The organism is Streptomyces sp. NPDC002886, from assembly GCF_042888445.1.
GTDB lineage: Bacteria > Actinomycetota > Actinomycetes > Streptomycetales > Streptomycetaceae > Streptomyces.
The window spans coordinates 939,426-963,599 of record NZ_JBIAPV010000002.1 but is presented as its reverse complement, the minus strand read 5'-3'; the positions used below and the strand labels follow the sequence as shown (position 1 = coordinate 963,599).

31 protein-coding genes and 2 tRNA genes are annotated in these 24,174 nt (G+C 68.4%); 28 read left to right on the top strand and 5 right to left on the bottom strand.

What is annotated here, in order from left to right:
• Positions 1 to 490: 490 nt before the first annotated feature.
• From ACFYYB_RS10605 to ACFYYB_RS10585, 5 genes are all read left to right on the top strand, one after another.
• Entirely contained in the window at positions 491 to 1,255 is a 765-nt protein-coding gene (locus ACFYYB_RS10605; RefSeq protein WP_389434986.1) for an ABC transporter ATP-binding protein, read from the top strand.
• Positions 1,256 to 2,205: 950 nt separating this feature from the next.
• On the top strand, positions 2,206 to 3,603 hold the full coding sequence (locus tag ACFYYB_RS10600) for a pyridoxal phosphate-dependent decarboxylase family protein (protein ID WP_389434532.1): 1,398 nt from the start codon (positions 2,206 to 2,208) through the stop codon (positions 3,601 to 3,603).
• Positions 3,600 to 4,055, top strand: a complete 456-nt coding sequence (locus ACFYYB_RS10595; protein WP_389434531.1) for an HD domain-containing protein — start codon at positions 3,600 to 3,602, stop codon at positions 4,053 to 4,055. Before ACFYYB_RS10600 ends, ACFYYB_RS10595 begins: the two co-directional genes overlap by 4 nt.
• Positions 4,056 to 4,185: 130 nt before the next feature.
• Positions 4,186 to 4,380, top strand: a complete 195-nt coding sequence (locus ACFYYB_RS10590; protein WP_250739483.1) for a hypothetical protein — start codon at positions 4,186 to 4,188, stop codon at positions 4,378 to 4,380.
• A gap of 518 nt (positions 4,381 to 4,898) precedes the next feature.
• Positions 4,899 to 5,285 carry a hypothetical protein gene (locus ACFYYB_RS10585; RefSeq protein ID WP_389434529.1) on the top strand — a complete coding sequence of 129 codons (387 nt, stop codon included), beginning with the start codon at positions 4,899 to 4,901 and terminating at the stop codon, positions 5,283 to 5,285.
• On the opposite strand, the gene ACFYYB_RS10580 is transcribed toward ACFYYB_RS10585, so the two are convergent.
• Both ACFYYB_RS10580 and ACFYYB_RS10575 read right to left on the bottom strand, forming a co-directional pair.
• Positions 5,270 to 5,539, bottom strand: coding sequence for a hypothetical protein (locus ACFYYB_RS10580; RefSeq protein WP_389434528.1), 270 nt, complete (start codon positions 5,537 to 5,539; stop codon positions 5,270 to 5,272). The two genes, ACFYYB_RS10585 and ACFYYB_RS10580, sit on opposite strands and share 16 nt — an antisense overlap.
• 45 nt (positions 5,540 to 5,584) lie before the next feature.
• Complete coding sequence (locus ACFYYB_RS10575) at positions 5,585 to 6,340, bottom strand: GntR family transcriptional regulator (RefSeq protein WP_389434527.1); 756 nt, start codon at positions 6,338 to 6,340, stop codon at positions 5,585 to 5,587.
• 78 nt (positions 6,341 to 6,418) lie between these two features.
• Between ACFYYB_RS10575 and ACFYYB_RS10570 the strand changes: the two genes are divergently transcribed.
• From ACFYYB_RS10570 to ACFYYB_RS10540, 7 genes are all read left to right on the top strand, one after another.
• A complete protein-coding gene (locus ACFYYB_RS10570; protein ID WP_389434526.1) occupies positions 6,419 to 6,697 on the top strand; it encodes a hypothetical protein in 279 nt (92 codons plus the stop codon).
• Between the two features lie 12 nt (positions 6,698 to 6,709).
• Positions 6,710 to 6,952 (top strand): hypothetical protein, encoded by a 243-nt coding sequence (locus tag ACFYYB_RS10565; protein ID WP_389434524.1) that lies wholly within the window; start codon positions 6,710 to 6,712, stop codon positions 6,950 to 6,952.
• On the top strand, positions 6,949 to 7,173 hold the full coding sequence (locus ACFYYB_RS10560) for a hypothetical protein (RefSeq protein ID WP_382970977.1): 225 nt from the start codon (positions 6,949 to 6,951) through the stop codon (positions 7,171 to 7,173). Before ACFYYB_RS10565 ends, ACFYYB_RS10560 begins: the two co-directional genes overlap by 4 nt.
• Complete coding sequence (locus ACFYYB_RS10555; RefSeq protein ID WP_389434523.1) at positions 7,170 to 7,898, top strand: GntR family transcriptional regulator; 729 nt, start codon at positions 7,170 to 7,172, stop codon at positions 7,896 to 7,898. The genes ACFYYB_RS10560 and ACFYYB_RS10555 overlap by 4 nt, the downstream gene beginning before the upstream one ends.
• A complete protein-coding gene (locus ACFYYB_RS10550) occupies positions 7,895 to 8,239 on the top strand; it encodes a hypothetical protein (protein ID WP_389434522.1) in 345 nt (114 codons plus the stop codon). The genes ACFYYB_RS10555 and ACFYYB_RS10550 overlap by 4 nt, the downstream gene beginning before the upstream one ends.
• Positions 8,240 to 8,502: 263 nt before the next feature.
• Positions 8,503 to 9,846 carry an AAA family ATPase gene (locus ACFYYB_RS10545; RefSeq protein WP_389434520.1) on the top strand — a complete coding sequence of 448 codons (1,344 nt, stop codon included), beginning with the start codon at positions 8,503 to 8,505 and terminating at the stop codon, positions 9,844 to 9,846.
• 3 nt (positions 9,847 to 9,849) lie between these two features.
• A complete protein-coding gene (locus ACFYYB_RS10540; protein WP_389434519.1) occupies positions 9,850 to 10,707 on the top strand; it encodes a DUF4435 domain-containing protein in 858 nt (285 codons plus the stop codon).
• A 467-nt stretch (positions 10,708 to 11,174) separates the two neighbouring features.
• Here the strand turns inward: ACFYYB_RS10540 and ACFYYB_RS10535 are convergent, their stop codons facing one another.
• Both ACFYYB_RS10535 and ACFYYB_RS10530 read right to left on the bottom strand, forming a co-directional pair.
• Positions 11,175 to 11,387 (bottom strand): bacteriocin immunity protein, encoded by a 213-nt coding sequence (locus ACFYYB_RS10535; protein ID WP_389434518.1) that lies wholly within the window; start codon positions 11,385 to 11,387, stop codon positions 11,175 to 11,177.
• Positions 11,384 to 11,848 carry an NUDIX hydrolase gene (locus tag ACFYYB_RS10530; RefSeq protein ID WP_389434517.1) on the bottom strand — a complete coding sequence of 155 codons (465 nt, stop codon included), beginning with the start codon at positions 11,846 to 11,848 and terminating at the stop codon, positions 11,384 to 11,386. Before ACFYYB_RS10530 ends, ACFYYB_RS10535 begins: the two co-directional genes overlap by 4 nt.
• 18 nt (positions 11,849 to 11,866) lie before the next feature.
• Here ACFYYB_RS10530 and ACFYYB_RS10525 point away from each other — a divergent pair, with 18 nt between their 5' ends.
• The 11 genes from ACFYYB_RS10525 to ACFYYB_RS10475 all read left to right on the top strand — a co-directional run bounded on the left by ACFYYB_RS10525 (position 11,867) and on the right by ACFYYB_RS10475 (position 19,055).
• Complete coding sequence (locus ACFYYB_RS10525; protein ID WP_389434516.1) at positions 11,867 to 12,649, top strand: GntR family transcriptional regulator; 783 nt, start codon at positions 11,867 to 11,869, stop codon at positions 12,647 to 12,649.
• 139 nt (positions 12,650 to 12,788) lie between these two features.
• Positions 12,789 to 13,130, top strand: coding sequence for a hypothetical protein (locus tag ACFYYB_RS10520; protein WP_052871649.1), 342 nt, complete (start codon positions 12,789 to 12,791; stop codon positions 13,128 to 13,130).
• Between the two features lie 2 nt (positions 13,131 to 13,132).
• Entirely contained in the window at positions 13,133 to 14,494 is a 1,362-nt protein-coding gene (locus ACFYYB_RS10515; protein ID WP_389434515.1) for an FtsK/SpoIIIE domain-containing protein, read from the top strand.
• A gap of 79 nt (positions 14,495 to 14,573) precedes the next feature.
• A complete protein-coding gene (locus ACFYYB_RS10510; RefSeq protein WP_389434514.1) occupies positions 14,574 to 15,209 on the top strand; it encodes a DUF2637 domain-containing protein in 636 nt (211 codons plus the stop codon).
• A gap of 11 nt (positions 15,210 to 15,220) precedes the next feature.
• Complete coding sequence (locus tag ACFYYB_RS10505; RefSeq protein WP_052871652.1) at positions 15,221 to 15,412, top strand: mobile element transfer protein; 192 nt, start codon at positions 15,221 to 15,223, stop codon at positions 15,410 to 15,412.
• A 19-nt stretch (positions 15,413 to 15,431) separates the two neighbouring features.
• Positions 15,432 to 15,590, top strand: a complete 159-nt coding sequence (locus ACFYYB_RS10500; protein WP_266908904.1) for a hypothetical protein — start codon at positions 15,432 to 15,434, stop codon at positions 15,588 to 15,590.
• A 23-nt stretch (positions 15,591 to 15,613) separates the two neighbouring features.
• Positions 15,614 to 15,934 carry a SpdD protein gene (locus tag ACFYYB_RS10495; RefSeq protein ID WP_389434512.1) on the top strand — a complete coding sequence of 107 codons (321 nt, stop codon included), beginning with the start codon at positions 15,614 to 15,616 and terminating at the stop codon, positions 15,932 to 15,934.
• 89 nt (positions 15,935 to 16,023) lie between these two features.
• Positions 16,024 to 16,206: a hypothetical protein gene (locus ACFYYB_RS10490; RefSeq protein ID WP_389434510.1), complete on the top strand. Its 183-nt coding sequence runs from the start codon at positions 16,024 to 16,026 to the stop codon at positions 16,204 to 16,206.
• Positions 16,207 to 16,253: 47 nt separating this feature from the next.
• Positions 16,254 to 17,669 carry a replication initiator gene (locus ACFYYB_RS10485; protein ID WP_389434985.1) on the top strand — a complete coding sequence of 472 codons (1,416 nt, stop codon included), beginning with the start codon at positions 16,254 to 16,256 and terminating at the stop codon, positions 17,667 to 17,669.
• A complete protein-coding gene (locus ACFYYB_RS10480; protein WP_389434508.1) occupies positions 17,662 to 17,865 on the top strand; it encodes an excisionase family DNA-binding protein in 204 nt (67 codons plus the stop codon). Before ACFYYB_RS10485 ends, ACFYYB_RS10480 begins: the two co-directional genes overlap by 8 nt.
• Positions 17,865 to 19,055: a tyrosine-type recombinase/integrase gene (locus ACFYYB_RS10475; RefSeq protein ID WP_389434507.1), complete on the top strand. Its 1,191-nt coding sequence runs from the start codon at positions 17,865 to 17,867 to the stop codon at positions 19,053 to 19,055. Before ACFYYB_RS10480 ends, ACFYYB_RS10475 begins: the two co-directional genes overlap by 1 nt.
• A gap of 69 nt (positions 19,056 to 19,124) precedes the next feature.
• On the opposite strand, the gene ACFYYB_RS10470 is transcribed toward ACFYYB_RS10475, so the two are convergent.
• A tRNA-Gly gene (locus tag ACFYYB_RS10470) sits at positions 19,125 to 19,195 on the bottom strand.
• Between the two features lie 178 nt (positions 19,196 to 19,373).
• Between ACFYYB_RS10470 and ACFYYB_RS10465 the strand changes: the two genes are divergently transcribed.
• The 5 genes from ACFYYB_RS10465 (at position 19,374) to clpX (ending at position 24,171) form a co-directional block, all read left to right on the top strand.
• Positions 19,374 to 19,450, top strand: a tRNA-Pro gene (locus tag ACFYYB_RS10465).
• Positions 19,451 to 19,639: 189 nt separating this feature from the next.
• Entirely contained in the window at positions 19,640 to 21,034 is a 1,395-nt protein-coding gene (gene tig / locus ACFYYB_RS10460) for a trigger factor (protein WP_388500445.1), read from the top strand.
• A gap of 321 nt (positions 21,035 to 21,355) precedes the next feature.
• The gene (locus ACFYYB_RS10455; protein WP_250739480.1) at positions 21,356 to 21,973 is read left to right on the top strand and encodes an ATP-dependent Clp protease proteolytic subunit; all 618 of its coding nucleotides are present in this window, start codon (positions 21,356 to 21,358) and stop codon (positions 21,971 to 21,973) included.
• A gap of 107 nt (positions 21,974 to 22,080) precedes the next feature.
• Positions 22,081 to 22,731: an ATP-dependent Clp protease proteolytic subunit gene (locus ACFYYB_RS10450; RefSeq protein WP_250739479.1), complete on the top strand. Its 651-nt coding sequence runs from the start codon at positions 22,081 to 22,083 to the stop codon at positions 22,729 to 22,731.
• A 153-nt stretch (positions 22,732 to 22,884) separates the two neighbouring features.
• Complete coding sequence (gene clpX, locus ACFYYB_RS10445; RefSeq protein WP_389434505.1) at positions 22,885 to 24,171, top strand: ATP-dependent Clp protease ATP-binding subunit ClpX; 1,287 nt, start codon at positions 22,885 to 22,887, stop codon at positions 24,169 to 24,171.
• The last annotated feature ends 3 nt before the right edge of the window (positions 24,172 to 24,174 follow it).

Here is a 24,174-nt window from a genome sequence, read left to right as displayed (position 1 = left end):
GGCCTGGACCGGGCGGGAAGAGCGGACCGGGCACCCTGGCCACGCGGGCTACGCGGGCCACCCCGGCTACGCGGGCCAGTCGGGCTACGCGGATCAGTCGGGACAGGTGGGCCAGCCGGCCTGGACCGGGCGGGAAGAGCGGACCGGGCACCCTGGCCACGCGGGCTACGCGGGCCACCCCGGCTACGCGGGCCAGTCGGGCTACGCGGATCAGCCGGGCCACGCGGGCCAGCCGGCGTGGACCGGGCAGGAAGAGCGAACCGGGCACCTTGACCACGCGGGTCACGCGGGTCACGCGGGCCAGTCGGGCCACCCCGGCTACGCGGATCAGCCGGGCCACGCGGGCCAGCCGGCCTGGACCGGGCAGGAAGAGCGAACCGGGCACCCTGGCCACGCGGGACAGCCGGGCAACCCTGGCCACGCGGGACAGCCGGGCCAGCGGGCTCAGGCCGGGGCGGCCCACGGCGCCACCGCCGCCCCCGCCGTCGAGCTGCGCGCGGTCCGCCGCCAGTACGGCCGCGGCGCCACCGCCGTCCACGCCCTCCGCGGCATCGACCTCAGCCTCCCCCGCGGCAGCTTCACCGCGGTGATGGGCCCCTCCGGCTCCGGAAAGTCCACGTTCCTCCAGTGCGCCGCCGGGCTGGACCTCCCCACCGAGGGCTCCGTCCGCCTCGGCGGCACCGAGATCACCGGTATGAACGAGAACGAGCTCACCGAACTCCGCCGCAGCCGCCTCGGCTTCGTCTTCCAGGCCTTCAACCTCCTCCCGTCCCTCACCGTCGAGCAGAACGTCCTGCTCCCCATGCACCTGGCCGGCGACGGTGGCCGCGGCCGCACCGCCTCCCAGGGTCAGGCCCGCGCAGCCGACCTGCTTGCCCGGGTCGGCCTGGAAGGCAAGGGCGGCCGCCGTCCCGCCGAACTCTCCGGCGGCCAGCAGCAGCGCGTGGCCATCGCCCGAGCCCTGGTCACCCGCCCCGACGTGGTCTTCGCCGACGAGCCCACCGGGGCCCTCGACACCACCACCGCCACCGAGGTGCTCGGCCTGCTCCGCAGCGCCGTGGACACCCTCGGCGCGACCGTCGTCATGGTCACGCACGACCCGGCCGCCGCCGCCCACGCCGACCAGGTGCTCTTCCTCGCCGACGGCCTCATCGCCGACCGCCTCCCGCGCAGCCCGGCCGCCACGATCGCCGCGCGCATGACGGCACTGACGGCGCCCAACGGATCCGCCGCTCCCCGGTACGCAGCCGCCTGATCCCGAAGCTCCACCCTCGTCCCAACGACCCGGCCCCCGAAGGGCCCGTGCGCCGCGGGGCCTGGAGCGAAACCCCAGGGAACCAGCGGACGAGCCCCACAGAGCCGGCCCACCCGCCCCGATGCCGTGTCCCTGCTCCGCCCCGGCAGGCGTCACCATGAGCCCGGCCACCCCGGCCACCCCGGCCACCCCGGCCACCCCGGCCAGCGGCAGCGCCCGCGCGGCCGGTCCGACCCGCGCAGCGGCACCCGTGCGCCGCCGTGCCTGAGGCGCAGCCCCAGAGAACGCTGCGGGCCGGGGAGCGGACGAGCCCCGTAGGGCCGCCTCACCCGCACCGATGCCGTGCCCCCGTTCCGCCCCGGGAGGCGTCACCATGACCCCGGCCAGCCCGGCCAGCCCGGCCAGCCCGGCCAGCCCGGCCAGCCCGGCCAGCGGCAGCGCCCGCGCGGCCGGTCCGACCCGCGCAGCGGCACCCGTGCGCCGCCGGGCCCGGGGCGCAGCCCCAGAGAACGCTGCGGGCCGGGGAGCGGACGAGCCCCGTAGGGCCGCCTCACCCGCACCGATGCCGTGCCCCCGCTCCGCCCCGGCAGGCGTCACCATGACCCCGGCCACCCCGGCCACCCCGGCCACCCCGGCCACCCCGGCCAGCGGCAGCGCCCGCGTGGCCGGTCCGACCCGCGCAGCGGCACCCGTGCGCCGCCGGGCCCGGGGCGCAGCCCCAGAGAACGCTGCGGGCCGGGGAGGGGACGAGCCCTGCAGGGCCGCCCCACCCGCCCCGATGCCGTGCCCCCGCTCCGCCCCGCGTTGCACAGCGGCCGGCCCCGGCCAGCGGCGTCCTGCAGCCGGTCCGGTCAGGTCCGATCCGGTCCGGCCCGCGCCACACCGGCGACCGGCCACTCGCCTCCGATTGGCCGGTCCGCCGCGGCCCGGCGGCCCCCTACCGTGCCCCCATGGACCGCACCCTCGCCGCCGACCTGGCCCGCCTCCCCGAGCTCCTCGACGCCACCCGCGACGCCGCCGCCGCGACCCTCGCAGCGCTGGACGCGCGGCCCGTCGTACCCGTACCGCCGGCTCACCCGGCAGGGCCGACCCCGCCGCTCCCCGAGCACGGCTCCGGCACCGAGGCCGCCCTCGCGGCCTTCGCGGAGCGCTGGGCCCCGCGGCTGTCGGCCTCCGCCGGCCCCCGCTACCTCGGGTTCGTCACCGGCGGCGCCACCCCCGCCGCCCTCGCGGGCGACTGGCTCACCGCGACCCACGACCAGAACTCCAACTCCGCCCTGGACGGCGCGGGCCAGGACCTCGAACGCGAGACCGTCACCTGGCTCCGAGACCTCTTCCACCTCTCCGCCGCCCACACCGGCACCTTCGTCAGCGGCGCGACCATGTCCAACACCACCGGCCTGGCCATCGCCCGCGAATGGCTCGGCGAACGCCTCGGCGTCTCCCCGGCCGAGGACGGCGCGGCCGCGCTCGGCCCGGTCCGCGTCCTCTCCGGCGCCCCGCACTCCTCGATCGCCAAGGCCCTCTCCGTCCTCGGCCTCGGCCGCAGCTCCCTCGTCCCCGTCCCCACCCTCCCCGGCCGCGAGGCCGTCGACCCGGCCGCCCTGGACCGCGCCCTCGCCGACCGCCCCGGACGGCCCGCCGTGGTCGTCGCCAACGCCGGCACCGTCAACACCGTGGACTTCGACGACCTCCGCGCCATCGCCGCCCTCCGCGAACGCCACGACTTCTGGCTGCACACGGACGCCGCCTTCGGCGCGTTCGCCGCGCTCTCTCCGGACCACGCCCACCTCACCGCCGGCCTCGACGCCTCCGACTCGATCTGCGTCGACCTGCACAAGTGGCTGAACGTCCCCTACGACAGCGCCGTCCAGTTCACCCGCCGCCGCGACCTCCAGGCCCGCGTCTTCCAGAACGCGGCCACCTACCTCGGCCCTCTCTCCGAGGACCCCGACCTGGTCCACCTCACCCCGGAGAACTCCCACCGACTGCGCGCCCTCGCCGCCTGGTTCACCCTGCGCGCCTACGGCCGCGAGGGCCACCGCGAGATCGTGGAACGGGACATCGCCTGCGCCCGCGCACTGGCCGAATCCCTCACACAGGACCCGTACTTCACGCTCCTGGCCCCGATCTGCTTGAACGTCGTCTGCTTCACCCTCACCGACACCCCCACCACGGCCCGCCTGACGGCGCTGCGCGAAGCGGCGGGACCCGAGGTGTTCGTCACCCCCACGACGTACGCGGGAACCCCCGCCCTGCGCGCCGCGTTCTCCAACTGGCGCACCACACCGGCAGACGTACGCCGTATCGCGCAGGCCCTGCACAAGGCGGCGAAGGAGCTCGGATGACGCACAGCCCACTCACCCTCATCGAGGTCGAGGCCCTGGCCCGCGCCGCGCACGAGGGCCAGACCGACAAGGCCGGCCGCCCGTACGCGGAACACCTCGCCGCCGTCGCCGAGGGCGTGCGCACCCGCGGCGGCACCGCCGAACAACAGGCGGCGGCCTGGCTCCACGACGCGATCGAGGACGAAGCCCTCACCCCGTCCTGGCTGGAATCGGCTGAACTTCCGCAATCCGTCAAGGACATGGTCCTGGCCGTGACCAAGCGCCCCGGTGAACCGGTCGAGGCGTACACGGCCCGCATCCTCGCCACCCCCGGCGCCCTCCTGATCAAGGAGGCCGACCTGGCCCACAACGCGGACCCCGCCCGCCTCGCGGTCCTCGACGCCCCCACCCGCGACAGGCTGTCCGGGAAGTACGCCTATGTCCGCTCGCTCCTGGGCCTTCCCGCCCCCTGACGCAAAAGCGGCACTGTCTCTTCGTCACGAGACGGATAGCCGGGGCGCGTTGGTGGGAGGATGGACCATGTGGGGGTGCGCACGGCCGCACCCCGGGCCGACCAGGGGACGACCGAAGGTGTGATCAGAAGTGGCCATTTCGCTGTCAGTGGTAGTCCTGTTGGCGATCATCCTCGTGGTGCTCGTCCGCGGAGGCCACCTCAAGGCCGGCCCCGCGATCGTCGCGGTCCTCTTCGGCTTCTTCCTCGCGTCCAGCTCCATCGCCCCGGACGTCAACCGCTTCCTGAACTCCCTCGCGGACACCATCGCGGGCATCAAACTCTGACCGAAGCCTCCGGCCCGGGCCACCCCGGGAAACACATCAGGGCCAGCCGAGGAGTCATCCTCCGAGCTGGCCCTGACCCGTCCGGAGCGGCCGCCGGACAGCCCGAAACGAGGGCCGCTCGGCTACAAATACCCCTCGAACCGCGGCGCCTGCGGCTGCGGTGCCAGCTGTGCCCGGCTTCTGTTTGCCCGCCACGACGGCGTCCGGAACGACGAAGGGCCAGGCAGAGGAAACATCCTCTGACCTGGCCCTTTGCGTCTCTGAGCGGGTGACGGGAATCGAACCCGCGTAGCTAGTTTGGAAGATCGCGTACCCGCCCCTGGCCCGACCAGCCAACCCGCTGACCAGCCTGTTGCTGCCCGCCTCCCCGGCCTTCCCCGAGGCTCCCCACAGGAGCCCGCTCGATCAGACACGTGGGGGACACGGCCGCCAGGGCCCTGAGGAGTAGCACCGGCGAGCGGCATACGCGGTTGCGCTGCATCGCCGCCACGTCGCAGGATGCCACTCAGGGAGGCGCGATGGAACGACATGAGCTGATGCGACTGCTGGCCGGTGACGACGCGGCCTCCAAGGCTGCGCTGGCGGCCCTTGTGGGCGGCGCCGAGTACTCCGTTCGGGAGGACTGGATCATGCCCTCGGACGTCCATGCCCAAGTCCTGACGAGCAAGCTTCGGTACATGCGGTGGAGGGGCATGGAGACCCTGGGGGTGGAGCGAGCGGTGCAGACCCTCGGCGAGCAAACCCAGTCGATCCTCAGCGGACTTGTCAAAGCCTCCGATGGGTCGTGGAACTTCATGTTCTTCCTCACGGAAGACGGTGGCGCGCTGGTGGCCTGCATCGGCATGCGACGGCCCGATAAGCGCCCATCGCGGGAGTCCGGCCAGCGGGGTCAGACGTCGCCCTGAGACCGCTCAAGGCCTTCCATGAATGCGTTGTGGAAGGCGAGCTCGTCGGCCCGGCAGGCGGCGGTGATGAACATCGTCTTAGCCTCACCGAGGCTGCATCCGACCACCTGCCTGGTCACCATGACCGCGTCCACGCCGTGACAGCCGATCTCCTTCAGGAACACCTGTAGAACCCCACCGTCACGGCTCTCGTCCCAGACGGGCTGCGCCGTGATGGCCAGGTCGGCTATCCGGGCCTTTCGTTCCGCGTCCACAGCGGGTTGCCCTCTCTCGTGCTCGCAGGATGGTGCTGGGGCGGGCTAGCGACCGACAGGGATCTCGTAGACGATCTCGCACAGCGCGGCAGGGATGACGATGTCCGCGGTCTCCACGGCCTGCCCTTGGTCGCTGTAGTACGTCCGCCGGATGTGCGTAACCAGAGCGGCCTTCTGGATCCCGAGAAGCGACGCCTCCTCGGCGGTCGCCGGCCGAGGCTCCGGCTGCTCCACGGCATGGCTGACCGTGATCCCAATGACGGCCATCCGGTTCACCACACCAACGCCGGCGTGCGGCCCACCCTCAGGCAGGACAACAAGCGTGCCGGCGGTGAGCTCGTACGGCTCCCAACTCGTCGACAGCTGCACAGGCCTGCCATCGGCAAGGAACTCGTACACCGTGCGCACGCACAGCTCCCCAACCGGGATCCCGAGACGCGCGGCGATCTCGGCCGGCGCGGGAACCTTCGCCTCGGTCCGGCTCTCCCAGTTCCCCTGCCTGCCCAAGGCCTGCATGTCCGCACGGAAAGGAGAACCGCCGGGCTGCTCGCGAGCGGACGACCGGACAACCCGCACGCGCTGCCGTGGCTCCGCGACGTACGTACCCGAGCCCGCGCGCCCCTCCAGCACTCCCTGGGAGATCAAGAGCTCCTGCGCCCGACGAACGACGTTCTCGCCAACGCCACACTCCTCGGCGATCTGCGTCCGCGAGGGGAGCCGGTCGCCGACGTTCCAGTCATGCTCCGCGATCCGCTGCCGGAGTACGTCGGCGATACGGAGATAAGGCGGCTGCTCAGGCATGTAGAAAATCTAGTCCACTAGCTCTAATCTAGTTAACTAGCTTCACTCAACGTGTTCACTCGGCAACGGAGGCCCTCGGTGCCCGCTTCGGAATCAAGCGCCGAGAGCATCGCTGCCCGACTGTCCGACCTGGGCCTGACCACGCGAGTGGAGGAGCACGCCCGCTACACGTCGATCGAAGCGGAGGTACCGGAAACGCTGCCCGCCTCCGCATGGCGGGCGGTCCTGGAAGTGGTGGCGGGGGCCGACAGATTCGGGCTCCTAGCCAGCAGCTTGACCGGCCGCACCCTCTGGGCCGCCGTACGCAAAGCGGTCCCCGCGACGGGCGACGTCCGGGGACCTGGCCGACAGCAGTAGGAGCTGATCAGCATGTCGAACCGTACGATCCCCACCACCGCCCGCACCAGTGGGCGCCCCCTCCGGCCGGCCTTACCGCCCACCGAGAACCCCACCCCCTACCGGTCGAGCTCGTGCGCGATCGGCACCCACCACGAGTGCGCGCAGTCGTCCCCCGCCATGGCTCCGGTAGGCGTCCCCGTGATCTACGAGGCCTGCGACTGCCCCTGCCACACCCCAAGCGCCCGGCCCGAACCGCGGCAGGTGACCAAGTGAGCGGATGGACCCCAAGCGGCGCCCTCGCCACAAACGTCGAGATCACCTCGACCACCGTCCAGCGAGGCGACGTAATCCAGATCGGCGGCCAACCATGCCGCGTCATCGACCTGATCCAACTCCCCGCCAGCGCAAAGCGACTCTGCTTCGAGTCGGGCGAACTCCTGACCATGCACGCCCGAACCCGCCTCGTCGCCCTCCGAATGCGGAGGAACTGGTGACCCAACCCGCACCGTCCCGCCGCCACGCCATCGCCGACGACCTCCGGGCCCAGATCTCGAAGGGCCACCTACAGGCCGGCGTACGCCTCCCTTCGGAAGCCCAACTGGCCACCCGCTACGCGGTCAGCACTCCCACCCTCCGGAACGCCCTCGCGCTCCTCCAGGCCGAAGGCCTAGTAGAGAAGATCCACGGAAGCGGCAACTTCGTCCGTCACCCGCTCCGCAGGGCCACGTACATCGGCGGCGGACACATGCCGAATGCACCGGCCCCGGCCGATGGAGCCCTCCACACCACCATCCACGCCACCAACCTCGGAGCGCACGGCCATCTAACCGCCCTCCTCAAGGTCTCGCCCCGCAGTCCCCTGACGGAATTCCTCTGCCTCAGCCACGAGGGCAAAACACCGCACAGCTTGGCCCGCATCTACGTGCCCCGAGACCTGGCGCCGGCCGACGTTCCGGAAGGACTGCTAGCCGCACGCTTGCCGAACTTGCGCCCACCGCTGGCCGTGGTCCAGGAAACGGTCAGCACCCGCCTCCCAACTCCTGACGAAGCGATGACCCTTCGCATCAGCCCGACCCTGGCCATCCTCTCGATCACACGCGTGGCAACCGACACCGCCGGCCGCGTGGTCGAGGCAGCCCTCCTGGCCCTCCCCGGCGACCGAGCCGACGCAGTCTTCACCACGCACCACACGACCGAAGCCAGGAGGGCGGAACGATGACACCCCACAACGAGCTGCGACTCCTGCCGTGGTCGGGCCCCGACGGCAAACCTTGCTTCCTGAGCGCCGATGACAACGCCGGCTACCTCTCCCGCCTCGCCGACAACACCGAGGCGGTGCAGCTCGACTTGGGGGTCGAACTCCTTGACCACGCCGTTGAAGTCCTCGCCGACATGGAGGTGGATCCGGATGAACTCCACCGCTTGGCAGAGGATCTGACTGGAGCCCTGAGGGACGCGGTCCGAGTAGCGACCAGCCGCGGGCACCGCCTACCGACACGCCCCCTCTCCACACCTGAAGAGCCCGAAGGCGCCCCTCAACGGACGGCAGCCTCTGGCTAGCAGCATCGCAACTCGACGTCGGCGAGGCCCCTGGATATCCAGGGGCCTCGTCACTCATGCCGGTCTGTCAAGGGTTCGGCAGGTCTGAGGTCTAGCGGAAGGTTGATGTCGAGGAGCCGTGCGCCCTAGCGCGCCCGCTTTGCCCTGGAGTAGGACTTAGGTCCTTTGCTAGGAGTGGGGGCCGACCTCAGGCAGCCATGGCGCGCACTTTGGAATCTCCAGAACGCCGCTATCTCTACAGTCGCAGGCCTTACTATCGCGGCATGACACTGACTCACATCTCCGTGAAGAAGCTTTTCGGTGAACTCGATCACGAGATTCCTGTGCACTGGAGGGAGGGGCTTACGCTACTTCACGGCCCGAATGGTACCGGGAAGACATCGGTTCTGAGAATCCTAGATTCACTCTTCAATAAGAGGTTTTCTCGGCTGAGGAAAATTCCAGTCGAAGAGCTGGTTGTGACCTTCGCCGATGAAACCCGACTTGTGGTTTCCTGGCGGACGGGATCGAGAGCGCGGAAGAGGAGGGGTGTCTCGGAGGTTGGTTTGACATTCGAACTTCATGGGAGCTCCGGGGATCCTGAAACGTGGATTTGGACACCGGGCCATGAGTTTGATTTCCCACTGGGAATGATCGATGATTTCGTTCCGCACCTACTGCGCGTAGGACCCCAAGCGTGGAGAGATGAACGCACGGGGCAGGTGCTGGACGTGGAAGAAGTTTTTGATCGGTACAGTGATCAAATGCCTGCCGGCCTAGTTCGAAATGTGGCGTCAGCTCCAAAAATTCCGGCGTGGCTTTTGGAGACATTGGGTAGTAACCCCGTATATCTGATCGAGGCTCAGAGGCTCGTACCGCAAATCTCTCGTAACCCGCGGCGAGGGCGAGAGGGGTCGAATCAGACAACTACTGTGGCCTTCTATGGGGAGGAGTTGGCCAGTAAAATTAAGAATGCATTGGCGGACTATGCGGAGTATTCGCAGTCGCTGGATAGCACATTCCCTAACCGCCTCCTGAAGACTCAACGTGAGGGTAGGCGGGTACCTAGCGACAAGGAAATCCAGGCCCGCTACACGGCTCAGGCGGACAGGCGGAAGAGCTATGTCGAAATCGGTTTGATTGACGCAGGGGATGAGCTGCAACTTCCAGAAAATTTGGATCATGCGGCTCGTCGAGTTCTTGATACCTATCTAGATGATATTGACGATAAGTTCGACCGGTTGAACGGTCTAGCGCAGCGGTTGCAGTTGTTCCTTGAGATTGTAAATGGAAAACTGCGTCGGGTATCGCTTGAAGCGGCTAGGGAGGGGGGATTGATTGCTCGCACTCGAAAAAAGCGTGAGCTGATTGATCTGGAATCGCTGAGCTCGGGGGAGCAGCAAGAGATCGTGATTGCCTACGGTCTGCTCTTCCGTGAACTTGCCGGCACCCTAGTGCTGATCGACGAACCCGAACTGTCTCTCCACGTGAGCTGGCAGCTCGATTTCATTCCGGATCTCCTGCGTATCGCGAAGGTCGCGGATCTAGAATTCGTGGCAGCCACTCACAGTCCACAAATTGTTAACGATCGATGGGACCTTGCCGTAGCGCTGTCGGATGGGGTGTGAACTGTGCGGGAGTACATCAGTTCCACGACCATCGCCAATGAAGTATCGATGCTCCGCACGACAATGAGCGGGCCTATTGTTCTACTTGAAGGGGTTACGGATAGCCGGCTGTATCGGCGCTTCTTCCTTCCTTCGCCACACGTGAGATCTATCTTCTGTGATGGAAAGCCGAATCTCCTTGATGCTATGAGCAAGATTCGGCGTGGAAGAGTTGCTGGCGTGGCGGCAATTTGTGATGCGGATTACGATCGGTTGTTGGGAATATCGAGAGGGGAGGATGTCTGCTTCACGGATCTCCATGACGCTGAGACAATGATTTCCTATTCGGCTGCGTTTCGGCGGGTGGTCGAAGAGTTGGTTGACCGAGAAGTTGTGGATGAAGAGGTGCAGAAAATCCGTGACGCCTTGGTTGATATTGCATGTGTGATTGGGGAGATCCGGGTGTGGAGTATTCAAAGCGGGCTCTCGCTCAAGTTTGCAGATGTGGATGCCGGCTCCTACCTTCTTCAAGACGGGACCTTTGATCTGGAAGGATATATTTCGCGCGTTTTGGAAGGGAGTTCTAGTGGTGTCGTTGATGTAGGTGAAGCCATGTCTGTGGCCGGTGGGCGGAAATTTAGGAACTTCGGGATAGAGGTCGCCACCGGGCATGATTTTTGCTCGCTGCTGGCGGCAGATATCAGCTTTCGGGTTCAAGGGGCGGCAGATAAGCCGACCTTGTATACGGTCGAGGCAATGCTGAGACTCAGTTTTGACGCGGAGTGCTTCGCTCAGACCGATCTCGCCAGGCTGCTTGATGACTGGCAGACTAGGAATGACCTGGATCTTTTGGCTGATGCGGCGCTACCGGCTGGGGCATGAGCTCAGCACATGGCGGTGAGCCGTGTGCTGGCTTGGGAAAGGCATGGCTACCGCTTGGGTGTCCGTCCTGCCCGTATCCGATGACTGCTCCGCTGACCTGCTGAGGTCGGTGGAGCGGCTTTGGCCGGTGTCCTGCCCGGTTTGGGGTCGAGCATGATCAGGGGGCCGTACGCTGGCTGGCAACTCGGGCAGGCTTTGGGCCTGACCGCAATGTGGTCGAGTGGCCCCCTGGTCTTGCTCGACGCGGGACCCGAACTGGGGAGGTGGGTAAAGCCGTGGAGCCGACCGCCCCAGCCACAGCGGGTTTCTCCCACCATCGACCCGAGCCGTAGGCGTGCGGCCGGCGTCCCGGGCTGGAGCGGGGCGCAGACAGGAGCGCAGGCCCGGGGCGACGGGCGCGCGACGCCGCCTTGGCGGCGGAAGCGCCCTTGATGAAGTAGGGAAACTCTTACCGCGTGGCCTTGGGTTCAGAGAGCGATCGGGCGGTAGGCCAAAGCTCGTTCCACGACCTGCTCGGCGGAACGGTGCTGTCCGGGGCCCGGGTAGAAGATGTAGTCGCTGACGTGTGGGCACCGTAGGCCCAGCTCCAGGGCCTCGATGATCTCGCTGCCCTCGTCCTCGGTTGCTATGTCGCCGTCCATGAGTTGCTGGACCAGGCGCACGGCTTCCTCGTGGGTCATGAGCTGACGAGCTGGTGGCCGTTGTGGCTGCGGACGTGGGGGCCGGTGTCGTCGAGGGCGTCCAGGAGGCGGATCGCGTAGACCTCGGACATTTGAGCAGTGACCTCTTCCGGGGTGAGCCATGCGACTGCGGTCGATTCCGCCGAGGTGCGTTCGGTGCCGCCTGACGGCTTGCAGCGGAAGACCAGGGCGACGATGCCTCGGGTGGTGTTCTTGTAGACCCCGGTGAGCTCGTCCACCTCGACCTCGATGCCCGTCTCCTCCAGGACCTCGCGGCGGACGCCGGCCTCCGGGGGCTCGCTGAGTTCGAGGACTCCGCCCGGCAGTTCCCAATTCCCGTTGTCCGCTCGGCGGATCGCCAGGAGTCGGCCGTCCTGGCGGACCACTGCCCCGGCTACGGACACGGAGTGGAGTGGCATTGACTTGCTTCCCGTGGAACCCGTACTCATGTACAGGAGCATAGGAGGAAGAGAAGGACTATGGGAACCGCAGCAGGAGGTGGCAGGGCTGCCGTGCCTCGGTACGTGCAGATCGCCGAAGACATCGTTCAGCAGATCCGCGCCGGGGTGCTGAGTGCCGGCGACATGGTGCCGAGTGAGTCGGAGCTCGTGGAGCGCTACGGCGTCGCGGGCGGGACGATCCGCAAGGCCATGGTGGAGGTTCGGGCGAGCGGGCTTGTGGAGACGCGGCACGGCAAGGGCTCTCTGGTGAAGGCTCGCCCGCCTGTGCGGCACCGGTCCTCCGATCGCTTCCGGCGCACGCATCGGCAGGAGGGTCGGGCGGCGTACCTCGCAGAGTCCGCGCAGTCCGGGGCCGAGGCCAAGGTGAGCGTGCTGTTCATCGGGCCCATGGAGGCTCCGGACGAGATCGCGACGAGGCTCGGCGTCACCGCGGGGACTCAGGTGCTTGCCCGGCGGCGGCTGTACTTCCGGAACGGGACGCCCGTGGAGACGGCCACCTCGTACCTGCCCTGGGATGTTGTGAAGGACATCCCGGAGCTGTTCGCCGAGAATCCGGGGCCCGGTGGCATCTACGCGCGGCTGGAGGATCACGGCCACGTCTTCGCCGAGTACGTGGAGACCCTCCAGGCCCGGCCGGCCGCCAAGGCTGAGGCAACCGAGCTGTCTCTGACCCCCGGCGCGCCCGTGGTGCATCTGCTCCGAGATGCGGTCACGGAGGAAGGTCGCGTGGTCGAGGTCTGCGACACCCTCATGGCCGCTGACCAGTTCGTCTTCGAGTACCGGATCCCCGCGCGCGACTGACGCTCGCTCAACTCCCCGCAGCCCGCTACGAGTTTCTCTTCGTGGCGGGTTGACTCATGTATAGGAGTCGGGCACTCTTCTTCATGTCACTCCTATACATGAGTGACGGAGTTCAGCATCTATAGAGGAGTGATCCGCTGTGCGTCAGATTCCCGTCGACACCTCGGCCGCCATGGTGATGGTTGCCCAGCCCCCGGCCGTGAAGATCAAGGACCGCCGGACCGGCGAGATCGCCACCGACCCCGAGACCGGGTCCCAGATGATGACCGTGGACGTGCTGTTCGCCTCGTACGGGGAGGCGGAGGTCCTCTCGGTGGTCGTGCCGGCGCCCGGCATCTCGGGCGAGCTGGTCATGGGTACCCCCGTCGCGCTGACCGGCCTGGTCGCCCGACCGTGGGAGAACGAGTTCAACGGTCAGAAGCGCCACGGGATCAGCTTCCGCGCCGTCGCCGTCACCTCGCTCACGGCAAAGGCGGGCTGAGCGTGAACGCCTTATGGGTCACGCTGGTGGTGGTCCTAGCCTTGGCGTTCGTACTGCGCTGGCAGCGACCCACCTGGTACTGGATGACCTTCGGGGTCACCTTCGCGACCATCCGCGTCTTGATCCGCTACCGCTCGGTGATGGACGCCTGCGGGCTCACTGTCCCGCCCTCCCGCTGGCGACTAGCAATCGCTCGGGTCGCGAACAGACCTGCACCTGAGGCTCGTTCGCCGCGCATCCTGCGGCTGCGGCCCACCTCGACCGGCCTGGTCCTACGGCTGAAACTCCGGCCCGGACAGGACGCGTTCGACTTCTCCGCCTCGTCGGACCGGCTCCGCCACTCCTTCGCCCTCCACAACGTGGTCTCGCGCGAGATCCGCTCCAGCGTCGTCGAGCTGAGGATGACGGGGTACGACGTACTCAAACGGGTACGCATGCCGGCCGTGGCCGCGCCCGATCAGCCGCTCCGTGTGCCGGTGGCCCTGCGCGAGGACGGGCAAGTTCATCACCGTGACTACCGGCAGGTCCCGCACGCCTTGAACGTCGGTGCGACCAAGTCTGGGAAGTCCGTCTACCAACGCACGCTCGTCTCCGGCCTGGCCTCGCAGAACGTCGCCCTCGTCGGTATCGACTGCAAGAACGGCGTGGAACTCTCGCCGATGGCCCGGCGGTTCACAGCCCTCGCCGACAACCCGGACGATGCAGCGGAACTGCTGGCTGCGCTCGTCCAGTACATGGGTCGCGTCTACCAGGCCATCCGGGCCGAGCAGCGGATCAGCATCGACCTGCCGGATGCGGAGATCACCGCCGATATCTGGGATCTGCCCGCGCACCTTCGCCCCGTACCGGTCGTGCTGCTGCTGGATGAGGTTGCGGAGCTCGCTCTCGCCGCGGGTAAGGCAGAGGAGGCTCGACGGGACCAGATCGTCACCGACCTGGTTCGTCTCGCCCAGCTCGGCCGCGCCGCCGGCATCCACCTGGAAATCTGCGGCCAGCGCTTCGGCTCCGAACTCGGCAAGGGCATCACGATGCTCCGTGCCCAACTCACCGGTCGTACGGCCCACCGTGTCAACGACGAGACCTCGGCGAACATGGCCTTCGGGGACATCTCCCCGGACGCCGTCCTCGCCGCCGTCCAGATCGACAAAGACCGTCCCGGCACCGCCGTGGCCGGCGACTCCTCCGGCGGCTGGTCCCGCATCCGGGCCCCGCACACCACGCTCCGCCAGGCCGTGAACACCTGCAACGCCCAAGCGCACCGCACCCCGAGCATCCCGGAGCTGGAGCCCTTCCGGCCCGCGCTCCCGGTACGTGTCCTCGTCGGCAAGGTCCAGCCCAAGGCCGCCACAGCAGGTGCCTTCTAAGCACTTGGCCCCACCCGGTCGGCGCGGCCTCATCGCGCCAAGTCCCTACCCCACCCATGCCTGAAACGAGGTGAACACCATGACCCGCCTGGTCCGCCCGGATGCCGTCCTCGTCCAGGCCGTCATCGCTGGAGCCCTCTCCTTCGCCCACCTCCACGACCTCGCCGAAGCCGCAGGCCAGGACGGCTGGAAGGCCTGGGCCTACCCGGTCAGCGTGGACCTGCTCCTCGTCGCCGCCTGGCACCGCCTCCGCTCCCTGCGGGATGCGGGGGAGCCCTCGCGGTCGGCTTGGTCCTGGTTCGCCGTCGCCCTGGCGGCCTCGCTCGGTGCGAACATCGCCACCGCCGGCCTACTCGACCTCCGCGGCGTCCCGGACTGGCTTCGCATCCTTGTCGCCGGATGGCCAGCACTCGCCTTCCTCGGCGGCACGCTCCTGGTCCACCGGCCTACGGCGCCCAGTGAGCCGGAGTCCGTTCCTGACCCGGCGACCCGGCCCGTCGTCGAGCGGGAACCCGGCGAGCAGGCCGACGAGCTCCCGGTCCTCCCCGCTGCTGTCCCGGCGCCCACGGTCCCGCCGGCCCTCGTCGCGCACGCCCAGAAGATCGCCGACGACCACCGCACCCGCACCGGTGCGGACATCGACACCGAGACCCTGCGCGCCCGACTCGGCGTCCCGTCCCCGATGGCTGAAGCCATCGCTGCCCAGCTCGCCTGACAGGAGATCCCATGCCCGCCCGGATCAACTTCCGCTCGCTTATGAAGATCGGCCCCGTCCAGATAGGGACCTACCGCGACAACCGCGGCCGCAACAAGGACACCGCCGTCTGCACCACCGACGGCTGCGGCTGGTCCTCGGACTACAGCTCCTCGACCGCCGCCCAGCTCGCCGCCCGCTCCCACCGCTGCCGCGTCAGCTGACCCCGGAAGGACAACCGCTATGGACGTCCCGCTCTGGTTCGCCCTGCTGGTCGTCGGTGTCCTCGGCTACAAGCTCGTCCGCCCGCCGCTCTGGCTCGTCGCCGTGATCCTCGTCGGCGGCTTCCTCCTCGCGGACAGCTTCCTCGCCCCGGCCATCGACACCGCGATCAACAAGTAGCCCGCCCCGGAAGGAGAACGACCATGTTCAAGCCCAAGTACCCCAGCCCCGACACCTACACCCCGGCGACCATCCGCCCGACCGCGGCACCCGCCGAGTACTCGGAGCCCGGTCCGGCACCCGTCCCCGCGAAGTCTCCGAGCGCCTTCGGCGGCCTGGTCCAGAGTTCGCCCGGTACCGCGCTGGCCCTCGCCGCCGGCGGAGTCGCCGGTGTCCTCGCGTTGGCCTCGGTCGCCGTCTCGCTGCTCCTGGCCGTCGCGGTCACCGCCGTCGCCCTGTCGATCAGCGCCGTGGTCATGCTCTTCCTCGTCCGCGCCCTGCGCCAGGAGTTCAAGAGCCGTTGACCGGCCCCGGGACGGCCTCAACCGCCAAGTCTCCGCCGTCCCGGCGCCGCGTTCCTGCCCGATCCAATGAACCGGACGGAATCACCATCATGAAGCAGAACACCCCGGGAGAGCTCTGCCCGAACTGCGACGGACACGCCTCCGTCGCCATCACCCTCGGCGGCCGCGACCACAACGGCCACCTCCGTACGATCACCGCCCACTGCTTCACCTGCCACGGCACCGGGACCCGCCGCCCCACCCGCCGTCCCCACTGGACGGTGACCGCGTGACCAACACCGCGACCCTCGCGGGCCTGGACCCGGCCACCCTCGGCGACATGCTGAAGGTGGCTGGGGATCCCGGATACGCACGCTGGGAGGACCAGGTCCGCCGTACGGGCGGCTGCTCCGACCCGATCCACATCACCGGCTGGACCGTCGCCAAAGACAAGACCTCCGGCGAGATCCTGCACTGCTACTCCACCGCGGACGAACCCGGTGCCCGCCTCCGCATCGCCTGCGGGAACCGCCGGGCCTCTCGCTGCCCGGCCTGCGCCTGGACGTACGCGGGCGACACGTACCACCTGATCCGGGCCGGACTGGCCGGCGACGACCGCCGAGACATCCCCGCCACCGTCCGCGAACACCCCCGCGTCTTCGCCACCCTCACCGCCCCGTCCTTCGGCCCGGTCCACAACCGGCCCGCCTCCGGGCGCTGCCGCTGCGGCACCCACCACCCCGACGACGACGCAGAACTCGGCAGCGCCCTCGACCCGACCACGTACGACTACGCCGCCGCCGTCCTCTTCAACAACCACGCCGGACAGCTCTGGCAGCGCTTCACGACCCGCCTGCGCCGAGAGATCGCCGCCTCCGCCGGCCTCACCCAACGCGAGCTGACGGAGGAAGCCCGGATCTCCTACGGCAAGGTCGCCGAGTTCCAGAAGCGCGGCGCCATCCACTTCCACGCCGTGATCCGCATCGACGGGCCTGTCGGCCCCGCCAGCCCGCCGCCGTACTGGGCCAGCACGGAACTCCTGGAACGATCGATCCGCTCTGCCGTAGCCCACTCCTACACGTCGGTGCGGGTCCCTCCCGTCGCTGGTCAGCCCGCCCGCGCCCTCCGCTGGGGCACTCAGCTCGACGTACGCCCGATCAAGGCCTTCGGGGACGGCTCTGACGTCACTGAACAGGCCGTCGCCTCGTACGTCGCGAAGTACGCGACCAAGGCCGCCGAGACCACTGGAGCCACCGACACGGCCGTGCACTGCCGCAAGTGCCGGGGGACTGGCCACTCCGACCGCTATCACCGCCCCGGCTCCGCACTGAGCCTCTGCTCCCGCTGCCGCGGAACCGGCCTCGGCGAAGACCTCGCCCGGCTACCCGTGTCCGAGCACGCCCGCCGCCTGATGGAGGCCTGTGCGGCGCTGCAGCCTCTCTACCCGGACCGCGCGCTCACCCGCTGGGCCCACATGCTCGGTTTCCGGGGGCACTTCTCCACCAAGTCGCGCCAGTACTCCACCACCCTCGGTGCCCTCCGCCAGACCCGCGCCGACTACCGCGCCGCCCAGGAACGCGAAGCCCGCGGCCTCGACGACTTCGAGCCGGAGACCGTGCTCGTCCTCGCCTCCTGGGAGTACGCCGGCCACGGCCACAGTCCGGGGGAGTCGGTCCTCGCCGAGACCATCGCCCGCGACATCCAGCTGAACCGCCAGACCGCCCGCGAAGCCCTGCAAGGAGAGCAGCATGAATGAGCGCTACCTCAGCGTCGTCCAGGTCGCCGAGCTGCTCGGTACCACCGTGCGATTCCCTCGCCGCCTCATCGAGGAGCGTCGGATCACCTACGTGAAGGTCGGTCGGCACGTGCGCATCCCGGAGAGCGCCGTCCAGGAGTACCTCGCCGCGAACACCGTCGAGCCGCGCCGCCGCCGTCTGGGGGTGGCTGCCTGATGGCAGGGAAGCGCCGACAGTTCGGCCGGGTCCGCAAACTGCCCTCCGGCCGGTACCAGGCCCGGTACCTCGGACCGGACGGGGAGCTCCGACCCGCGCCTGAGACGTTCCGCACGAAGAAGGACGCGGACGACTGGCTCGCCGACATGCAGACCGAAATGCGGCGAGGTGACTGGCGGGATCCAGACGCCGGGAAGGTCGCCTTCGGCCCGTACGCCGCCGCGTGGATCAAAGAGCGCGAGCTGACCAGCACCACCAGACAGCTCTATTCCTCGCTCCTCAAGCACCACCTGGAGCCCGCCCTCGGAGCCGTCAACCTGGCAGAGATCTCGCCGCCCCTCGTACGGAGCTGGCGTGCCGACAAGCTCGCAGCCGGCACCGGGCCCACCACCGTGGCCAAGGCTTACGCCCTGCTCCGCGCCATCCTGGGGACGGCTGTCTCCGACGAGCTGATCCGGCGGAATCCCTGCCAGGTCAAGGGAGCCAGCAGCGTGCACACCCCGGAGCGGCCGACGGCCACGGTCAAGGAGGTCTACGCGCTGGCCGAAGCGGTGCAGCCGCGCTATCGAGCGCTCGTGCTCATGGCTGGATTCCTTGGTCTGCGCTGGGGCGAGCTGATCGGGCTCCACCGGCGGGACGTGGACTTGGAGCACCGCACCGTGCGTGTCCGGCGGGCCGTCGCCGAACTGAGCAACGGACAACGGGAGATCAAAGCGCCGAAGAGTGCCGCGGGCAAGAGGACGGTCTCCATCCCCGGCGTGATCCTCGCGGATCTCCACGAGCACCTGAAGCGGTACGCGGAGGCCGGCGCCGATGGGCGTGTCTTCGTCGGGGCGAAGGGGGCAACTCCCCGCCGGAATCACTTCAACCGGCTCTGGCACAAGGCGTGTCGGGAAGCGGGAGTGAAGGGGCTGCACTTCCACGATCTCCGGCACACGGGCAACACGCTGGCCGCGTCAACGGGTGCCAGCACGAGGGAGTTGATGACGCGCATGGGCCACAGCACCGCCCGCGCCGCGCTGATCTACCAGCATGCGAGCGCCGATCGGGACCGGCTGATCGCCGACGCACTGAGCGGGCTCGTCAAGAAGGGCCGCAAAGTCGACAAGCCCGCGAAGTCCGCAAGGGCCGCCGAGGGCACGAAGGAAGATCCACAGCGGAAGGGGCACGCAGGGGGCACGCCGAGCTGATCGCAGCCCCCGGAACGACGAAGGGCCAGGCAGAGGAAACGTCCTCTGACCTGGCCCTTTGTGTCTCTGAGCGGGTGACGGGAATCGAACCCGCGTAGCTAGTTTGGAAGACTAGTGCTCTACCATTGAGCTACACCCGCAGCATGCGCGTCGCAGGTCCGGGGACCGCGGCACGAAGAGCATCCTAGCGGGTTCCCGCAGGGGATCGCACACCACATTGCGCGCCCGCGGAGAGTCGCGTCACCTCTGCCGTGGCGCATTCGCCGAAACTCCGCACGGCGGAGGGTCTTCGGGCATGTACCCTACGTGTCGCACCGACGGGGTGTGGCGCAGCTTGGTAGCGCGTCCGCTTTGGGAGCGGAAGGTCGTCGGTTCGAATCCGGCCACCCCGACCAGCAGGAAGATCGCGCGATCCCCCTCTACGAGACCGCGTCGATGATCGCGTTGTGGGCTGATTGCCGCTTGCGGCTACTATGCAAGCTGCGTGCCCGTGTGTCTGATGTACCGGGCCCGATCCGCTGAGAACCGCTAGACCGCGGCGATGAGCAGAGACCCCCAGCAGTCAGCCACAAGGAGACCGAACCGTGAAGAGCGCCGTGGAGACCCTGAACCCGACTCGGGTTCGGCTCACTGTTGAGGTGCCCTTCGAGGAGCTCAAGGACAGCCTCGACGCGGCCTACAAGAAGATCAACCAGCAGGTCACGGTGAAGGGCTTCCGCAAGGGCAAGATCCCGGCCCGCGTCATCGACCAGCGCTTCGGCCGCGGTGCGGTGCTGGAGGAGGCCGTCAACGACGCCCTCCCGAAGTTCTACACCGAGGCCGTCAACGAGGCCGACCTGAACCCGCTGGGCCAGCCCGACGTCGACATCACGGAGCTGAAGGACGGCGAACTGCTGGCCTTCACCGCCGAGGTCGACATCCGTCCCGCGATCGAGATCCCGGACTACTCCGGCATCGAGGTCACCGTGGACGCCGTCGAGGTCTCGGACGAGGACGTCGAGAAGTCGGTCGAGCAGCTGCGCGGCCGTTTCGCGTCCACCAAGGACGTCGAGCGCGCGGCCGAGGACGGCGACGTCGTCACCATCGACCTCGAGGCCAAGGTCGACGGCGAGGTGCTGGAGGACGGTGTCGCCCAGGACGTCTCCTACACCATCGGCTCTGGTGAGCTTCTCGAAGGCATCGACGAGGCCGTCAAGGGCCTGGAGGCCGGTGGCGAGGCCACCTTCACCTCCCAGCTGAAGGGCGGCTCCGCCGAGGGCAAGGACGCCGAGGTCACCGTCAAGGTCACCAAGGTCTCCGCCCGCGAGCTGCCGGAGCTGGACGACGAGTTCGCCGGCATGGCGAGCGAGTTCGACACCCTCGAGGAGCTGAAGGCCGACAGCCGCAAGCGCCTCGAGAACATGAAGCAGTACGACCAGGCCACGCAGGCCCAGGAGCGCGTCCTGGAGAAGCTGCTGGAGCTCGTCGAGGTCCCGATCCCCGAGAAGCTCCTCGCGGACGAGGTCCAGACCCGCAAGCACAACCTGGAGCACCACCAGCTCGGCCAGATGGGTCTCACCATCGAGAAGTACCTGGAGATCCAGGGCAAGACGGTCGAGGAGTTCGACGCCGAGACCGCCGAGCAGGCGATCAAGGGCATCAAGACCCAGTTCGTCCTCGACGAGCTGGTCAACAAGGAGAAGCTGAACGTGAACCAGGAGGAGCTCACCGAGCACCTCATGCGTCGCGCCGCCTCCTCCGGCATGTCCCCCGACCAGTTCGCCCAGGCCGTCGTCGAGGGTGGCCAGGTTCCGATGCTCGTCGGCGAGGTCGCCCGCGGCAAGGCCCTCGCGGCCGTCGTCGAGGCCGCCAAGGTCACCGACACCAACGGTGAGGTCGTCGACCTCTCCGACGACGAGGACGAGCTCGAGACGGCCGCCGAGACCGTCGAGAACGTCGTCGAGGCCGACGGCGAGATCGCGGCCGACGAGGCCAAGTAACACCCGGGCTCACCCCCGCTGAGCAGTACCAGAGCACGGCCCGGAGGGCCCGTACGCCATCGCGTCCGGGCCCTTCGGCCTTCCCTCGGGAAGGACCTCCGCAATGCCTTCCGAAGGCCCTCGGTGACGGGGTCCTGACCTTGCGCTCCGAGCGAACAGTTCGGGAAGCGGGATGGCGTTGTCGTAGCTGCGCGTTAGGGTCCATGAATACGAGGGCACGGGAGTACCCGACGCCGGCGGACATCGTCCGCACGGCAGGTCCGCGCCCCAGAACGAGACGCTGAGACGGCACATGGCCGTCGGAGACGAGCAGGTGGATACGTGACGAATCTGAAGCCTTACGCCGCGGGTGAGCCGTCCATCGGTGGCGGCCTCGGCGACCATGTCTACAACCGGCTGCTCGGCGAGCGCATCATCTTCCTCGGCCAGCAGGTCGACGACGACATCGCCAACAAGATCACCGCGCAGCTCCTGCTCCTGGCCGCCGAGCCGGAGAAGGACATCTACCTGTACATCAACAGCCCCGGTGGCTCGGTGACGGCGGGCATGGCGGTCTACGACACCATGCAGTACATCCCGAACGACGTGGTCACCATCGGTATGGGCATGGCGGCCTCCATGGGCCAGTTCCTGCTCACCGGCGGTACCCCGGGCAAGCGCTTCGCCCTCCCGAACACCGACATCCTGATGCACCAGGGTTCCGCCGGCATCGGTGGCACCGCCTCGGACATCAAGATCCAGGCCCAGTACCTGCTGCGCACGAAGCAGCGCATGGCTGAGATCACCGCGCACCACTCCGGCCAGACCGTGGAGACGATCATCCGCGACGGTGACCGCGACCGCTGGTACACGGCGGAAGAGGCCAAGGCCTACGGCCTCATCGACGAGATCATCTCCGCCGCGTCGCTGGTCCCGGGCGGCGGCGGCACCGGGGCCTGATCCCGGCCCCGGCGCAGGGGGTCCCGTACGGGGATCCCCGCGCCCGCCCGCACCAGGCAAGCCTCAGCCCGCAGAACGCCACCAGGACGGTGAACACCCAGATGCACATGAACAACCTTTCTCCCGCGAGCGGCCTCTACACCGGCGCGCCGGTGGACAACCGCTACGTCGTGCCGCGCTTCGTGGAGCGCACCTCGCAGGGCGTCCGCGAGTACGACCCGTACGCGAAGCTCTTCGAGGAGCGCATCATCTTCCTCGGCGTGCAGATCGACGACGCCTCCGCCAACGACGTCATGGCGCAGCTCCTGTGCCTGGAGTCGATGGACCCGGACCGCGACATCTACCTGTACATCAACAGCCCCGGTGGCTCCTTCACCGCGCTGACGGCGATCTACGACACGATGCAGTTCGTGAAGCCGGACATCTCGACGGTCTGCATGGGCCAGGCGGCCTCCGCCGCCGCGGTCCTGCTGGCCGCCGGCGCCCCCGGCAAGCGCATGGCGCTGCCGAACGCCCGCGTGCTGATCCACCAGCCCTCGGGCGGCACCGGCCGTGAGCAGCTCTCCGACCTGGAGATCGCGGCCAACGAGATCCTGCGCATGCGCGACCAGCTGGAGACCATGCTGGCCACGCACTCCTCGACCCCGATCGAGAAGATCCGCGACGACATCGAGCGCGACAAGATCCTCACGGCCCAGGACGCCCTGGCGTACGGCCTGATCGACCAGGTCGTGGCCACCCGTAAGACTTCGAACTGATCCTTGCCGCCAGTTGGCGCGGGCACATCGCCGGATTCGGCGATGTGAACCACGTCAAGGGGGCCCCGCACGGGGCCCCCGGCAAGGTACCGTCGGATATGAGGCACCAGGAGCGCTGAACCAGGCGTCTCCCAGGCGAAGGGGAAGCACCTCGTGGCACGCATCGGTGACGGCGGCGACCTGCTCAAGTGCTCGTTCTGCGGAAAGAGCCAGAAGCAGGTGAAGAAGCTCATCGCGGGACCCGGTGTGTACATCTGCGACGAGTGCATCGACCTCTGCAACGAGATCATCGAAGAGGAACTGGCCGAGACTTCCGAGGTCAGGTGGGAGGAACTCCCCAAGCCTCGTGAGATCTACGAGTTCCTGGAGAGCTACGTCGTCGGCCAGGAGCCGGCGAAGAAGGCGCTCTCCGTCGCGGTGTACAACCACTACAAGCGCGTCCAGGCCGGCGAGAACGGCGGCGGGACGAACCGTGACGACGCGATCGAGCTCGCGAAGTCCAACATCCTCCTGCTCGGCCCCACGGGCTCGGGCAAGACGCTGCTGGCCCAGACGCTCGCCCGGATGCTCAACGTTCCGTTCGCCATCGCGGACGCGACGGCGCTGACGGAGGCCGGGTACGTCGGCGAGGACGTCGAGAACATCCTGCTCAAGCTGATCCAGGCCGCTGACTACGACGTCAAGAAGGCCGAAACCGGGATCATCTACATCGACGAGATCGACAAGGTCGCCCGCAAGAGCGAGAACCCGTCGATCACGCGCGACGTGAGCGGCGAGGGCGTGCAGCAGGCCCTCCTGAAGATCCTGGAAGGCACGACCGCTTCCGTACCGCCGCAGGGCGGCCGCAAGCACCCGCACCAGGAGTTCATCCAGATCGACACGACGAACGTGCTGTTCATCGTGGGCGGCGCCTTCTCCGGGCTGGAGCGGATCATCGAATCCCGCGCCGGCGCGAAGGGCATCGGCTTCGGGGCGACCATCCGCTCGAAGCGCGAGATCGAGGCGAGCAACCAGTTCCAGGAGGTCATGCCGGAGGACCTGGTGAAGTTCGGGATGATCCCCGAGTTCATCGGCCGTCTCCCCGTCATCACCTCGGTGCACAACCTGGACCGCGAGGCCCTGCTCCAGATCCTCATCGAGCCGCGCAACGCGCTGGTCAAGCAGTACCAGCGGCTGTTCGAACTCGACGGCGTCGAGCTGGACTTCGAGCGCGAGGCCCTCGAGGCCATCGCCGACCAGGCGATCCTCCGCCAGACCGGCGCGCGCGGCCTGCGCGCCATCATGGAAGAGGTCCTGATGTCGGTGATGTACGAGGTCCCGTCCCGCAAGGACGTGGCCCGCGTGGTCATCACCTCGGACGTGGTCCGCTCCAACGTCAACCCGACGCTGGTCCCGCGGATCGTCCCGAAGGACCAGGGACCGCACGAGAAGTCGGCGTAGCCG

Coding starts and splice junctions, on each gene's coding strand:
- ACFYYB_RS10600 (WP_389434532.1), top strand. CDS start 2,206: ATGGACCGCACCCTCGCCGCCGACCTGGCCCGCCTCCCCGAGCTCCTC.
- ACFYYB_RS10595 (WP_389434531.1), top strand. CDS start 3,600: ATGACGCACAGCCCACTCACCCTCATCGAGGTCGAGGCCCTGGCCCGC.
- ACFYYB_RS10585 (WP_389434529.1), top strand. CDS start 4,899: ATGGAACGACATGAGCTGATGCGACTGCTGGCCGGTGACGACGCGGCC.
- ACFYYB_RS10575 (WP_389434527.1), bottom strand. CDS start 6,340: ATGCCTGAGCAGCCGCCTTATCTCCGTATCGCCGACGTACTCCGGCAG.
- ACFYYB_RS10565 (WP_389434524.1), top strand. CDS start 6,710: ATGTCGAACCGTACGATCCCCACCACCGCCCGCACCAGTGGGCGCCCC.
- ACFYYB_RS10550 (WP_389434522.1), top strand. CDS start 7,895: ATGACACCCCACAACGAGCTGCGACTCCTGCCGTGGTCGGGCCCCGAC.
- ACFYYB_RS10545 (WP_389434520.1), top strand. CDS start 8,503: ATGACACTGACTCACATCTCCGTGAAGAAGCTTTTCGGTGAACTCGAT.
- ACFYYB_RS10535 (WP_389434518.1), bottom strand. CDS start 11,387: ATGACCCACGAGGAAGCCGTGCGCCTGGTCCAGCAACTCATGGACGGC.
- ACFYYB_RS10530 (WP_389434517.1), bottom strand. CDS start 11,848: ATGCTCCTGTACATGAGTACGGGTTCCACGGGAAGCAAGTCAATGCCA.
- ACFYYB_RS10525 (WP_389434516.1), top strand. CDS start 11,867: ATGGGAACCGCAGCAGGAGGTGGCAGGGCTGCCGTGCCTCGGTACGTG.
- ACFYYB_RS10510 (WP_389434514.1), top strand. CDS start 14,574: ATGACCCGCCTGGTCCGCCCGGATGCCGTCCTCGTCCAGGCCGTCATC.
- ACFYYB_RS10505 (WP_052871652.1), top strand. CDS start 15,221: ATGCCCGCCCGGATCAACTTCCGCTCGCTTATGAAGATCGGCCCCGTC.
- ACFYYB_RS10500 (WP_266908904.1), top strand. CDS start 15,432: ATGGACGTCCCGCTCTGGTTCGCCCTGCTGGTCGTCGGTGTCCTCGGC.
- ACFYYB_RS10495 (WP_389434512.1), top strand. CDS start 15,614: ATGTTCAAGCCCAAGTACCCCAGCCCCGACACCTACACCCCGGCGACC.
- ACFYYB_RS10490 (WP_389434510.1), top strand. CDS start 16,024: ATGAAGCAGAACACCCCGGGAGAGCTCTGCCCGAACTGCGACGGACAC.
- ACFYYB_RS10485 (WP_389434985.1), top strand. CDS start 16,254: ATGCTGAAGGTGGCTGGGGATCCCGGATACGCACGCTGGGAGGACCAG.
- ACFYYB_RS10480 (WP_389434508.1), top strand. CDS start 17,662: ATGAATGAGCGCTACCTCAGCGTCGTCCAGGTCGCCGAGCTGCTCGGT.
- ACFYYB_RS10475 (WP_389434507.1), top strand. CDS start 17,865: ATGGCAGGGAAGCGCCGACAGTTCGGCCGGGTCCGCAAACTGCCCTCC.
- ACFYYB_RS10450 (WP_250739479.1), top strand. CDS start 22,081: ATGAACAACCTTTCTCCCGCGAGCGGCCTCTACACCGGCGCGCCGGTG.